The following is a 12781-nucleotide window of genomic DNA, read 5'->3' as shown; positions in this document are numbered from 1 at the left end:
GACGGGGCGGGAGAAGAGAACAAGCGGTTCCGTCCACCGGTCAGGGGGTGTGGACGGAACCACTTTGTTCCTACACGATACAAAACCCGGGGCGGTATGCGCCACCGCCGCCCGCGTGAGCTATCCCTCCAGGGCGCTCCGGGTCGCCGGACCGTAGACGCCCCAAGGGTCCCCGTAGACCCCGGACTCCATCTGGAAGTCCTCCACGGCCCGCTCCACGGAGCGGCCGTACCGGCCGTCGAACCGGCCGTTGTACATCCCGCGGTCCGCAAGCAGCCGCTGGAGCTTCAGCACCTCGGGGCCCGAGTCGCCGGAGCGCAGGGTCGGGGGCTTGGAGGGCGCCGGCGGAGGCGGTGCGACGGGCTTGGTGGTGCGGGGGGCGCTCGCGGACGGGCTCGGAGACGGCGCCGCCGAGGTACGGGAGCCGCTTGGGGACGGGGACGGCGACCGGGACGCACTCGCCGACGCGGACGGCGAGGCCGACGCGGAGGCGCTTTCCGCGGGGCCGGACGGCGTCTGCGACGGGTCGGCCGGGGCCTCGCCGGTCACCGGGACCGACGGCTTGGGGTCCGCGAGCGCCGTGCCGTCCTTCCCGGAGCCCGTGAACAGCCCCAGCGCCAGCGCCACCGCCCCGGCGGCCACCACCGCCCCGGCCGCCGCCAGCAACGGCACCACCCGCCGCCGCTCCGGCCGCCCGGCCCCCGCCGTCCCGACCCCCGGCGGGGCCACGGCCCGCAGCCGCATCGTCTGGTCGGCCACCGGCGCCCCGGGTGTCGGGGCGCCGGATATCGGGCCGCCGGATCCGTGCGGGTCCGCCGGGACGGGCGGGAACATGGCGGTAGGCGCCTCGGGGCCCGCCCCGGCCGGTGCCGTCAGGTGGGACGGCGCGGTCGGGATCATGGCGGTAGGCGCCTCGGGGCCCGCGCCCGACGGTGCCGTCAGGTGGGACGGCGCGGTCGGGATCATGGCGGTAGGGGCCTCGGGGCCCGCGCCCGACGGGGTCGTCGGGTAGGACGGCACGGTCGGGATCATGGCCGTGGGGGCCTCGGGGGCCGCGCCGGACGGGGCCGCCGGGTCCGCCACGACGGGCGGGATCACGGTCGTGGGGGCTTCGCCCATGGCACCCAGGACCGGCTGGGGCGGCGTCGGGGGAGGGGCCGTCCCGTCGGCGCCGGGCGCGGCCATGTACGGGCGGATGCGCAGCGGGTTGAACCCCAACCCTCGCGCACAGGTGCAGTCGGCGCCCGCGGCGCCGCATTCCGGACAGCGCTCAGCGCTCACTGATAACCCCTCCCTGGACACTGCCAGCGATTATGCAGACCCCTTTGGCCCCACCCAACCCTTCCGAGAGGCCATAACCGGACAGACCACTCAGGATGGAGATGTTGATCCGGCGGGAGGAGAAGCCGATGGCTCAGGATGTGACCGCGTCGCCAGCTAATCCGGCCCAGGGGGCCGAACACGCTTCACGGGACGTGCTCGTCTCGATCGGGGCCCTCCTGCTGGGCCTGCTGATCGCCGCACTCGACCAGACGATCGTCTCCACCGCGCTCCCCACGATCGTGAGCGAGCTCGGCGGCATGGAGCACCTGTCGTGGGTGGTCACCGCCTACATGCTGGCGTCCACCGCAGCCACCCCCCTGTGGGGCAAGCTCGGAGACCAGTACGGACGCAAGAGACTCTTCCAGTACGCCATCGTCATCTTCCTCATCGGCTCCGCGCTCTGCGGGCTGGCCCAGGACATGCCGCAGCTGATCGGCTTCCGCGCCCTCCAGGGCCTGGGCGGCGGCGGGCTGATGGTGCTGTCGATGGCGATCGTCGGCGACATCGTCCCGCCCCGCGAACGAGGCAAGTACCAGGGCCTCTTCGGTGCCGTCTTCGGCGCGACCAGCGTGCTCGGCCCCCTGCTGGGCGGCCTGTTCGTGGACCACCTCTCCTGGCGCTGGGTCTTCTACATCAACCTCCCCATCGGTCTCGTCGCCCTCGTCGTCATCGCGGCCGCCCTGCGGATCCCCGCCCGGCCTTCCCGGCACACCATCGACTACCTCGGCACCGCCCTGATCGCCGGCGTGGCCACCTGTCTCGTCCTCGTCGCCTCCCTCGGCGGCAGCTGGGGCTGGGGCTCGGCCCGGATCGTGGGCCTCGCCGTCCTCGGCGCCGTCCTCCTCGTCGCCTTCCTCTTCGTCGAGCGCCGGGCCGCCGAACCCGTCCTGCCGCTGAAGCTGTTCCGGATCCGGACCTTCACCCTCTGCTCGGTGATCAGCTTCATCGTCGGCTTCGCCATGTTCGGCGCGATGGTCTACCTGCCGACCTTCCTCCAGGTCGTCCGCGGCGTCTCACCGACCATGTCCGGCGTCCACATGCTGCCGATGGTGCTCGGCCTGCTGATCGCCTCCACCACCTCCGGGCAGATCGTCAGCCGCACCGGACGCTGGAAGGTCTTCCCCATCAGCGGTACCGCCGTCACCGCCATCGGCCTGGTGCTCCTGCACCGGCTCGAACGCACCAGCTCCGACCTGGAGATGAGCGCCTATTTCTTCGTCTTCGGCGCCGGCCTCGGCCTGGTCATGCAGGTGCTGGTCCTGGTGGTGCAGAACGCCGTCAGCTACGCCGACCTCGGAGTCGCCACCTCCGGTGCCACCTTCTTCCGTTCCATCGGCGCCTCCTTCGGCGTCGCCATCTTCGGCACGATCTTCACCAGCCGGCTCGGCGAGAAGCTCAGCTCCGCCCTCGCCGGCGTCCCCCTCCCGCCCGCCGCGAGCCCGCAACGCATCGAGGCGGACCCCCGGGCCATCGGCGCCCTTCCTCCCGCGGTGCGGCCCCGGGTGCTGGACGCCTACTCCAGCGCCATCACCGACGTCTTCCTCTACGCCGTCCCCGTGGTCCTGCTCGCGTTCCTGATCGCCTGGTTCCTCAAGGAGGACAAGCTGCGCGGGTCCGTCACCGCACCCGATGTGACGGAGACCCTCGCCTCCAACCCCGTTGAGCGCTCCTCCCGCGACGAGGTCGCCCGCGCCCTGTCCGTACTCGGCACCCGCGAGGGCCGCGTCCACGTCTACGAGAAGATCACCGCGAAGGCGGGCTACGACCTGCTGCCCGCCGCCAGCTGGATACTGCTGCGGATCAAGAAGTACGGATCGGTGGACCCCGGGGTGCTCGCCGAACGCACGTCCGTTCCGCTCAGGGTCGTCACCGACGCCGCCCGCCAGATCGAGGAGCGCGGGCTCGCCGTCCGGGAAGGGCTCTCCCTCGTCCTGACCGACCGGGGCCGCGAGTCCGCGGACCGGCTGGCCGCCGCCCGGCAGGAGTCCCTCGCCGACCTGCTCGGCGACTGGTGGGGCCCCGACCGCCCCACCGACCTGGTCAAACTCGTCGAGGAACTCAGCCGGGAGCTGTGCGGATCCGACGCCGAGGAGCCCTACGACACCCTCCCCCGCCGGGACCACGCGGCGCGCTGACCGGCGGCCCTGACCGACCGACCCGGCCTGCGGGGCCAGGCGGCCGGCAGGCCGGTCCGGCCGGCCCTGACCGGTCAGACCAGCGGCTTCTCGAACCAGTGCTGGGCGTACGGGCCGGAGTTGTACGCCGGTATCTCCCGGTACCCGTGACGCGCGTACAGGGCGCGCGCCTCCACCAGGTCGGTCCGGGTGTCCAGCCGCATCCGCCCGGCGCCCAGCGCGCGGGCCTCCTCCTCCAGGGCGGCGAGCAGCGCAGCCCCGCCCCCCGTGCCGCGCGCGCTCCCGTCGATGTAGATCCTCGTGAGCTCGGCGGTGGCGGGGTCGAGGAGCCGTATGCCGCCGCAGGCCAGGGGCCGCCCGTCGAGCCGGCCGACCACGAACTGCCCCGTCGGAGGTGCGAGCTCGTCGGCCGGGTCGTCCAGCATCCCCTGGTCGATCTCCGCCTCGGTCACGGACCGCTCCCAGTAGCGCCCGGCGACCTCCGCGTAGTACGCGCGCCGCAGGGCGGTGGCGTCCGCCGTCGCGAACGGCTCGGGGGCGACGACCCAGCCGCAGGCTCCGGGCCGTCCCGTCGTCGTGCCTGCACTGCCTGCCATGGTGATCGAATTCCTGTCCATGGCGCCATTGTGAAGACCCGTCCCCGTCCCCCGCGTGGAATATCCACAGGCACGGGCCGATGATGAGAAAAGGCGTAAATACCACGAACGAAACGAAGGGTGGACGGTCATGTCGGAGCATCCGGACTGTGCCCTGATCCGCCGCTGCTACGAGGCCTTCGGCAAGGGCGACATGGAGACCCTGGGCAGCCTGATGACGGCTGACGTCATCCACCACATGCCCGGCACCAGCCCCCTGGCCGGGCACCACAAGGGGCGGGAAGCGGTCCTCGACCTCTACCGCCGCCTGGGGGAGGAGACCGGCGGCACCTTCAGGGTCAGCCTGGAGCGCGTGCTGGTCGACGGCAGGGGCCACGCGATGTCCTTCCACACCACCATGGCCGACCGCGGCGACCGCGGCATCGAGATCCACGAGGGACTCTTCTTCACCATCGTCGGCGGCAAGATCACCGACATCGACCAGTGCACGCAGGACATCGACGAGAGCGACGCCTTCTGGAGCTGAGCGCCGCAGCGGAAGGGCCCGGGAGCCCGCGCCCCCGGGCCCTTCCGGCCGTCCTCACGCCTTCTTCGGCGCCGCCTGCTGCACGACCTCGAACGACCACACCTGCGACCCCGAGGCCGCCGGCTTCGGCCGGTCCCCGCCACCCTGGTGCGCCGCCTTCATCGGGCCCTCCATCCACGCCTGGAAGTCCTCCTCGGAGCGCCAGCGCGTGTACACGAGGTACTGGTCCGTGCCCTCGACCGGCCGCAGCAGCTCGAACCACTCGAACCCGTCCGAGGACTCCACGGCCCCCGCCCGCGAGGCGAACCGCTGCTCCAGCACCTCCCGCTGGTCGTCGGGAACGGCAAGGGCGTTGATCTTCACGATGCTCATGCCGCCATCCTAGGGATCGCGCGGGGGATATCGTCGTCCCGGTAGTGAACCCCAGTGACAGGCGCGGCGCGTGCCGCGGTACGGCAGCCAGGCGGAGTCAGGGTTGCGGTCGGCAGGGCGGGAGGACGGCGAGGCGTGGCTGACGCGGCGGAGCACGGCGGTGCCAACGGACATGCCGGGGTCATAGGCGGTAGCGGCAGACTCGGGGCGGCCCGACTCCTGCTGTGGGCGCTCGCGGGTCTCCTCACCGTCAGACAGGCGGCCTCCGTCCTGCGCGTGCCCCCGGCCGAGTGGTTCGGCGACCTCCACCTCTCGGCGAGCACCGCGGCCCCCGGCACCCTCTACGACGCCGGACAGTTCACCGGCACCCCCTTCGCCGGCCTGGTCCTCAAGCCCCTCGCCGGCCTCGCCGCGCCCTCCTCGCTGGAGGTCGCCTGGACCTGCGCGACCCTGCTCCTCGTCGCCGCCGTCGGGGTGGTCGCCGCGCGCGGGCTGCCCGACCCGGTGCCGCGCCGCACCGCGCTGCTCGCGGCGCCCGTTCTGGTGGCGCTGATGATGGTCTCCCTGCCGGTCCGCGCGGCCGCCTTACCGGGGCAGACCGCCGTCCTGCCCGTGCTGCTGGTGCTGCTCGCCGTCTTCCGGGTGCCCGGCGAGCGGCCCGCCGGGCTCCTCGTCGGCCTCGCCGCCGCCCTCCAGCCCGCCCTCCTGCTCTTCGCCCCGCTGCTGTGGCTCACCGGCCGCCGCCCCACCGCCCGCGCCGCCGCCGCGACCTTCGCCGGAGCCACCGTGCTGGCCTGGGCCGCCCTGCCGCGCGACTCGTGGACGTACTGGATCCACCACCTCGCCGGCACCGGCCTCGGCGGCTCCCCCGACGGCCTCGCCAACCAGTCCGTCCACGGCGCCCTGCTCCGCTTCGGCCTCAGCGGCCCCGGCGAGATCCTGCTCTACACGGCCCTCGCCGCCGCGATCACCTGGGCCGCCCTGCGCCGCGCCGCCCGCTACGCCCGCGACGGCCAGCTGCTGCTCGCCGTCGCCGTCACCGGCTGCGCGGCCGTCGCCGTCTCCCCGACCGGCTGGCGCCACCAGCTGCTGTGGGTGCTGCTCGCGGTGGCCGGCAAGGTGGGGAGGCGGGCCGCGGACCGGAGGGTGTGGCCGGCCGCCGTGGTCCTGGCCATCACCCTGCCGAGCGCGGTCCTGCTGCCCAACCTGGCCGCACTGGCCCCCGTACGGGACAACGTTCCGCTCCTCGCGGCCGTGGCCGCGGCGTGCGCCGTGCCGTTCCTGCCGCGCTCCTCCCCGTACTGGCGCGAGCCGGTCCCCACCGTCTACGGGCGGCCCGCCGCCGCCCGCCGGGCGTGGGTGCCGCTGCTGCCGTTCTGGCGGCGCGCGCTGTCGCGCCCCAGCCTGCTGCTGGAGCTCCTGCTGATACGGGTCGGCTACTCGGTCTACTCGCACATCCGCGCCGCCGCCCCCGCCAGCCGCTCCCTCGCCGAGCGCGACGGGAGCCGGATCCACGGCATCGAGCGGGTCCTCGGCATCGACATCGAGCGGGCCGTGAACCGGGCGGTGGTCGACACGCCGTGGCTGGAGGCGTTCTTCAACTTCTACTACTCCTCCTTCCACTTCGTGGTGCCCCTCGGGATCCTGGCCGTCCTCTACCGGCGCCGCCCCGGCGACTACCGCTGGGCGCGGGCCTCCCTGGGCCTGGCGACCGCCCTCGCGCTCGCCGGGTTCTGGCTGTTCCCGCTCGCGCCGCCGCGGCTGATGCCCGGGCTGGGTTTCGTCGACACCGTGCACGGGGCGCAGGACCTGGCGAACCCCTCGTACGGGGCGATGACCGCGATCTCCAACCAGTACGCGGCGATGCCCTCGCTGCACTTCGGCTGGTCGCTGTGGTGCGGCATCGTGGTCGTCGTACTGGCGCCGAAGGGCTGGCAGAAGCTGCTCGGCGCGCTGCACCCGCTGATCACGGTGTGCGCGATCGTGGCGACCGCCAACCACTGGGTGCTGGACGCCGTGGGCGGTGCGGCCGTCGTCGGAGCAGGCTTCGGGCTGGTCCACGTCCTGTCCGGGCCGCGCGGGCTGCGCGTCACCCTGCCTGTGCAGCGCACGACGGCCGGGGAGCCCGACCGGCTGGCCGCCGCGCAGCGGTAGGACGCGGCGCCGGGACGCCGGGACGCCGGGACGCCGGGGCGAGCCGCGGGGTCGGGACATGGCGTCAGGAGGCGTCGGCCGGTGGGATGTTCTGGTTGAGGCGGAAGAGGTTGCCGGGGTCGTAGTGGCGCTTCAGTTCCCGCAGCCGCCGGTACTTCGCCTCCCCGTAGGCCTGCGCGACCCGGTCCTCGCCCTCCTCCATGAGGAAGTTGGAGTAGACGCCGGTCTGGTAGGGGGCGAGCGCCGACCACAGGCCGCGCGCCCACTCCCGTTCCGCCTCGAACCCCTCGGGGCCCTCCGTCGTCCCGTTGATGTTGAAGGTGTGCCCGGAGGACCGGCCGCCGAAGGCCGTCTCGTCGTCCCCGACCCGCCGGATCGCCCCGCCCAGCTGGAAGATGGGGAAGGCGGTGAGCGGTGACACCATCCGGGCCGTGTGCTCGGCGGTGCGGTCGATGACCTCGTCGTCCAGCCGGTCCACGTCGCAGGACTTGAAGTAGTACCAGCGCCCGCGTGGGAAGGACGGGTCGAACATCGCCTGGTGGGCGGTGAACGGCTTGGGCACGCACAGGTCCAGCAGCGGCGGCGGGCCCGCCTCGCGCAGCGGCCGCAGCACCTTCTCACCGTCCTCGACCGGCCCGGCGTAGCAGCACACCACCATCACCACCGGCCGCCCGTGCAGCTCCCGCGGCATGAACGGCACCGGCGGCACCCGGCGGTGCACGACCGCGGTGGTCAGCTCGTCCGGCACGTCGGTGATCCAGTCCCGGTACAGGCGCAGCAGCCGCGGCGATTCCTCCATCGGCCACAGGACCGGACCCGCGAGGACCACCGGACCCACCGGGTGGAGACGGAACTCGAACTCCGTCACGATCCCGAAGTTCCCGCCTCCGCCGCGGATCCCCCAGAAGAGTCCGGCGTTCTCCCTCTCGCTCGCCGTCAGGAACGAGCCGTCGGCCGTGACCATGTCCACCGACAGCAGCTGGTCGATGGTCAGCCCGTACTTGCGCATCAGCCAGCCGATGCCGCCGCCGAGGGTGAGCCCGGCCAGGCCGGTGGTCGTGACGATCCCGGCCGGGACCGCCAGCCCGAACGCCTGGGTCTCCCGGTCCAGCTCGCCGAGCCGTACCCCCGCCTGGGCGCGGACGGTACGGGCCTCGGGGTCCACGCGGATGCCGCGCATCGCGGAGAGGTCGAGGACGATCCCGTCGTCGCACACCGAGTGTCCGGGGAAGCTGTGGCCGCCGGAGCGGACGGCCAGGGGCAGCCCCTCGCCGGCCGCGAACCGTACGGCGTCCATGACGTCCGCGACGCCCGCGCAGCAGGCGACGAGGGCGGGGTGCCGGTCGACCGAGCCGTTCCAGACCCGCCGGTCCTCGTCGTACGTGGGGTCTCCGGGCCGCACCAGCCGTCCCCGGAAGGAGGGGCCCGGCGCAGCCGTGACCGTGGCCATGGCCCCAGTCTGGCACCGCCCCGGGGCGCCCGCACGCCGGCCTCGAAGGGAAGCCGAAGGGAAGCCGAAGGGGCGCCGGGGCCGTTCGGGCCCCGGCGCCCCTTCGGTGGATCGCCGCGTCCTGCAAGGATCGGCCCGCTTCCGGAGTTCCGCCACCCGGGCGGTCCTCCGGTGGGCCGTTCCAGCGGACGGCAGGGGCCGGGGCGTGGGAGGTGACGGCCCCTGCCGTCCTGGGTCACGGGTCAACCGGCGTTGACCCGGAGCTCCTTGATGCCGTTGAGCCAGGCCGCCCGCAGCCGCCGCGGCTCGCCGCCCTCGGGGGCGAGCCGCAGGTCGGGCAGGGTGTCGGCGAGGGCGTTGAAGATCAGGTCGATCTCCATGACGGCCAGGGACTTGCCGAGGCAGAAGTGCGGGCCCCCACCGCCGAAGCCGAGGTGCGGGTTCGGATCGCGGGTGATGTCGAAGGCCTCCGGGTCCCGGAAGACCTCGGGGTCGTGGTTGGCGGAGGAGTAGAACATCCCCACCCGGTCGCCCGCCTTGATCTTCTGCCCGCCCAGCTCGGTGTCCTGGGTGGCGGTGCGCTGGAAGGAGACCACGGGCGTGGCCCAGCGCACGATCTCCTCCGCGGCCGTCGACGGCCGGGTCGCCTTGTACAGCTCCCACTGCTCGGGGTGGGTGAGGAAGGCGTGCATGCCGTGGCTGATGGCGTTGCGCGTGGTCTCGTTGCCCGCGACCGCCAGCAGCAGCACGAAGAAGCCGAACTCGTCGGAGCGCAGGTTGCCCTCGCCCTCCGCCGCCACCAGCTGCGTCACGATGTCCTTGGCCGGGCACTGCTTGCGCTCGGCGGCCAGGTTCATCGCGTAGCCGATGAGCTCCATGGCCGCGTTGGCGCCGACCTCCTCGGTGATGGCGTACTCCGGGTCGTCGTAGGCGACCATCTTGTTGGACCAGTCGAAGATCTTGGACCGGTCCCGCTGCGGTACGCCGATCAGCTCGGCGATGGCCTGGAGCGGGAGTTCGCAGGCGACCTGCGTGACGAAGTCGAAGCTGCCGTCGCCCGACGCCGCCCGCGCCTCCTCGACGATCTTCCGGGCCCGGTCGCGCAGGGCCTGTTCGAGGCCGCGGATGGCGCGCGGGGTGAAGCCGCGCTGCACGATCTGCCGTACGCGGGTGTGCTCGGGCGGGTCCATGTTCAGCATGATCAGCCGCTGGGCCTCGATCTGTTCGCGCTGGACGTGCGCGTTGAAGCGGATGATCGCCGTGTTGGTGGTCGAGGAGAACAGTTCCGGGTGCGTGGAGACGTACTTGACGTCCGCGTGCCGGGTGACGGCCCAGTAGCCCTCGTCGTCGAACCCGGTGATCCCGCGCGGCTGTGCGCACCACCACACGGGAGCGGTCTGCCGGAGCCGCGCGAACTCCGGCAGCGGGACCCGTTCCTGCAGGAGGTCGGGGTCGGTGGCGTCGAAGCCTTCGGGCAGCACGGGACAGGACATCGGGCGACTCCAAGGTCTGACGAAGGTCTGACAGCCCATCAGAAGTTGGCTCGAAGGTAGTAACGAGTTCTAGAAGTGACAAGGGCCTCCGCGCCAACTGTTGAGTGTGGAATCCGTGGAGGGGGCGTGCAAGACCCTTGCGTGCCGGGGGTCCAGGTCATAAGACTGCGGTAGATAACTAGAACGCGTACTAGTTCGAGCAGGGCGGCAGCCGGGACGGCCCGCCACGCCGGCGCTGTGCAGAGTGTGCAGGAGAGGACGAGCTCATGGCCGCGGAACCCGTCATCGTCGAAGCCGTACGCACGCCCATCGGGAAACGCGGGGGCTCCCTGGCCAACCTCCATCCCGCCTACCTGCTCGGCGAGACCTACCGCGAACTCCTCGCCCGTACCGGAATCCAGCCCGACTGCGTCGAACAGATCGTCGGCGGGACCGTCACCCACGCCGGTGAGCAGTCCATGAACCCCGCCCGCAACGCCTGGCTCGCCATGGGGCTCCCCTACGAGACGGCCGCCACCACCGTCGACTGCCAGTGCGGCAGCTCCCAGCAGGCCAACCACATGGTCGCCAACATGGTCTCCGGCGGGGTCATCGACATCGGAATCGCCTGCGGCGTCGAGGCGATGAGCCGGGTGCCGCTCGGCTCGGGCTCCAAGCACGGCCCCGGCAAGCCCTTCCCGGACGAGTGGAACGTCGACCTGCCCAACCAGTTCGAGGCGGCCGAGCGGATCGCCCGCCACCGGGGCCTGACCCGCGAGGACGTCGACCGCCTCGGCGTCCTCTCCCAGGAGCGGGCCGCCACCGCCTGGGCCGAGGAGCGCTTCAAGCGCGAGACCTTCGCCGTCCAGGTCCCCACGACGGAGGAGGAACAGGCGGCCGGGCAGGGCATGTGGCGGCTGGTCGACCGGGACGAGGGCCTGCGCGACACCAGCATGGAGGGCCTGGCCCGGCTCAAGCCGGTCATGCCGACGGCCGTGCACACCGCCGGGAACTCCTCCCAGATATCCGACGGGGCCGCCGCCGTGATGTGGGCCTCCCGCAAGATGGCCCGCGCGCTCAAGCTCAAGCCGCGCGCCCGGATCGTCGCCCAGGCCCTGGTCGGCGCCGACCCGCACTACCACCTGGACGGGCCCATCGACGCGACGCGGGCCGTGCTGGGCAAGGCCGGGATGTCCCTCAGGGACATCGACCTCGTCGAGATCAACGAGGCCTTCGCCTCCGTCGTCCTCAGCTGGGCCCAGGTCTTCGGACAGGACCTGGAGAAGGTCAACGTCAACGGCGGCGCCATCGCCCTCGGCCACCCCGTCGGCGCCACCGGCGCCCGGCTGATCACCACCGCGCTGCACGAGCTGGAGCGGCGCGACAAGGAGTTCGCGCTGATCACCATGTGCGCGGGAGGCGCGCTGGCCACCGGCACGATCATCCAGCGCCTCTGAGCGCACCGCGCCCGAGGGCGCCTACCGAACCCGTGGGATGGGATGCGAAGGCCCCGGTGGCCGGACCTGGGGAGGCCGGCCACCGGGGCCCTCGTATGCCCTCTGCCACTACGTCGCGTACGGCAGCGGCCGGGCGCTCACCCGGCCGAGCAGGCAGCCCGGGCGGGGCTGACCGTCACGGCGCAGATACCCTCGTAGATCTTGAAGTGTGGAGAAACGTCATGGCGAAAGCAGAGTTCTACGTCTCCGTCGACGTGGAGGCCGACGGGCCGGTGCCCGGGCCGTATTCGATGTCGAGTTTCGGGATGGCCGTCGCGGGGGTTCGTGACGGGGCCGGGTTCCGGGGCGTCGATCCGGCCGAGCGGACGTTCTACGCCGAGCTGAAGCCGATCAGTGACGACTACGACCCGGAGGCCCTGGCCGTCGGCGGGTTGGACCGGGAGCGGCTGGCGCGGGAGGGGCGGGAGCCTGTCGAGGCCATGAACGCGGCCGCCGGCTGGATCGCAGCCGTGGCCGAGGAGTTGGGCGCCACCCCGGTGTTCGTCGCGTACCCGCTCGGCTACGACTGGATGTGGATCTACTGGTACTTCATGCGGTTCGCGGACGGGGGCTCGCCCTTCGGGCATTCGCGCTGCATGGACCTCAAGTCGCTCTACGCTGCCAAGGCCGACGTGCGGGTCGGCGAGGCGACGAAGCGGTCAATGCCCAGTCACCTGCTGTCGGACCGCCCCCACACGCACAACGCCCTGGACGACGCGATCGAGCAGGCCGAACTGTTCCAGAACCTGATGCGCTGGGACGGCGGCCGGGCGTGAGGGGATGAGCACGACGCGAAGAGCCGCTCGCCCGGGGTTTCCGGGGGAGCGGCTCTTCGCGTGTGTGCCTGGTGGCTTAGTACCAGTGGTTGGCCTGCCAGAAGTTCCAGGCGCCGACGGGGCTGCCGTAGCGCTCGTTCATGTAGTCCAGGCCCCACTTGATCTGGGTGGCGGGGTTGGTCTTCCAGTCCGAGCCGGCGGAGGACATCTTCGACGCGGGGAGGGCCTGGACCAGGCCGTAGGCGCCGGAGGAGGAGTTCGTGGCGGTGTAGTCCCAGCCGCTCTCGTGGGTGACGATCTTGTCGAAGGCCGCGAACTGCGCCGGGTCCTTGATCATCTGCTGGGCGATCGCCTTGGCGCTCGTCGGGGCGGCCTGCGCGGGGACGGTGGCGAGCATCGAGCCCGCGACGCCCAGGGCGAGGACGGTACCGGCGAGGGTCTTCTTCGAAGCGGCGATGCGGCGGATGACGGCGTTGGACAC

At 72.4% G+C, this 12781-nt stretch carries 11 protein-coding genes; 5 read left to right on the top strand and 6 right to left on the bottom strand.

Going from position 1 to position 12781, the window contains the following annotated elements; all coding sequences use genetic code 11:
- Positions 1–120: 120 nt before the first annotated feature.
- A complete protein-coding gene (locus B4U46_RS11340) occupies positions 121–1281 on the bottom strand; it encodes a peptidoglycan-binding domain-containing protein (protein ID WP_123995634.1) in 1161 nt (386 codons plus the stop codon).
- A 128-nt stretch (positions 1282–1409) separates the two neighbouring features.
- Here B4U46_RS11340 and B4U46_RS11335 point away from each other — a divergent pair, with 128 nt between their 5' ends.
- A complete protein-coding gene (locus tag B4U46_RS11335; RefSeq protein WP_079431697.1) occupies positions 1410–3458 on the top strand; it encodes an MDR family MFS transporter in 2049 nt (682 codons plus the stop codon).
- A gap of 74 nt (positions 3459–3532) precedes the next feature.
- Here the strand turns inward: B4U46_RS11335 and B4U46_RS11330 are convergent, their stop codons facing one another.
- Positions 3533–4054, bottom strand: a complete 522-nt coding sequence (locus B4U46_RS11330) for a GNAT family N-acetyltransferase (protein WP_079426573.1) — start codon at positions 4052–4054, stop codon at positions 3533–3535.
- 130 nt (positions 4055–4184) lie between these two features.
- Here B4U46_RS11330 and B4U46_RS11325 point away from each other — a divergent pair, with 130 nt between their 5' ends.
- Complete coding sequence (locus tag B4U46_RS11325) at positions 4185–4580, top strand: nuclear transport factor 2 family protein (protein WP_079426571.1); 396 nt, start codon at positions 4185–4187, stop codon at positions 4578–4580.
- A 54-nt stretch (positions 4581–4634) separates the two neighbouring features.
- Here B4U46_RS11325 and B4U46_RS11320 read toward each other — a convergent pair whose 3' ends face one another.
- Positions 4635–4952 carry an antibiotic biosynthesis monooxygenase family protein gene (locus B4U46_RS11320; RefSeq protein ID WP_079426569.1) on the bottom strand — a complete coding sequence of 106 codons (318 nt, stop codon included), beginning with the start codon at positions 4950–4952 and terminating at the stop codon, positions 4635–4637.
- A gap of 135 nt (positions 4953–5087) precedes the next feature.
- Between B4U46_RS11320 and B4U46_RS11315 the strand changes: the two genes are divergently transcribed.
- The gene (locus B4U46_RS11315; RefSeq protein ID WP_185117271.1) at positions 5088–7106 is read left to right on the top strand and encodes a phosphatase PAP2 family protein; all 2019 of its coding nucleotides are present in this window, start codon (positions 5088–5090) and stop codon (positions 7104–7106) included.
- Positions 7107–7170: 64 nt separating this feature from the next.
- Here B4U46_RS11315 and B4U46_RS11310 read toward each other — a convergent pair whose 3' ends face one another.
- Positions 7171–8556, bottom strand: a complete 1386-nt coding sequence (locus B4U46_RS11310; protein WP_079426567.1) for an FAD-binding oxidoreductase — start codon at positions 8554–8556, stop codon at positions 7171–7173.
- 242 nt (positions 8557–8798) lie between these two features.
- A complete protein-coding gene (locus B4U46_RS11305) occupies positions 8799–10049 on the bottom strand; it encodes a cytochrome P450 (protein ID WP_079426565.1) in 1251 nt (416 codons plus the stop codon).
- Between the two features lie 266 nt (positions 10050–10315).
- Between B4U46_RS11305 and B4U46_RS11300 the strand changes: the two genes are divergently transcribed.
- Both B4U46_RS11300 and B4U46_RS11295 read left to right on the top strand, forming a co-directional pair.
- Positions 10316–11485 carry a steroid 3-ketoacyl-CoA thiolase gene (locus B4U46_RS11300; RefSeq protein WP_079426562.1) on the top strand — a complete coding sequence of 390 codons (1170 nt, stop codon included), beginning with the start codon at positions 10316–10318 and terminating at the stop codon, positions 11483–11485.
- Between the two features lie 221 nt (positions 11486–11706).
- A complete protein-coding gene (locus B4U46_RS11295; RefSeq protein WP_167747581.1) occupies positions 11707–12300 on the top strand; it encodes an exonuclease in 594 nt (197 codons plus the stop codon).
- 76 nt (positions 12301–12376) lie between these two features.
- Here B4U46_RS11295 and B4U46_RS11290 read toward each other — a convergent pair whose 3' ends face one another.
- Entirely contained in the window at positions 12377–12781 is a 405-nt protein-coding gene (locus B4U46_RS11290) for a transglycosylase SLT domain-containing protein (RefSeq protein ID WP_237292811.1), read from the bottom strand.

Origin of the sequence: Streptomyces katrae (assembly GCF_002028425.1) — a bacterium.
Classification (GTDB): domain Bacteria; phylum Actinomycetota; class Actinomycetes; order Streptomycetales; family Streptomycetaceae; genus Streptomyces; species Streptomyces katrae_A.
Note: the sequence above shows the minus strand (reverse complement) of the source record. Positions and strands in the feature narration are given on the sequence as shown.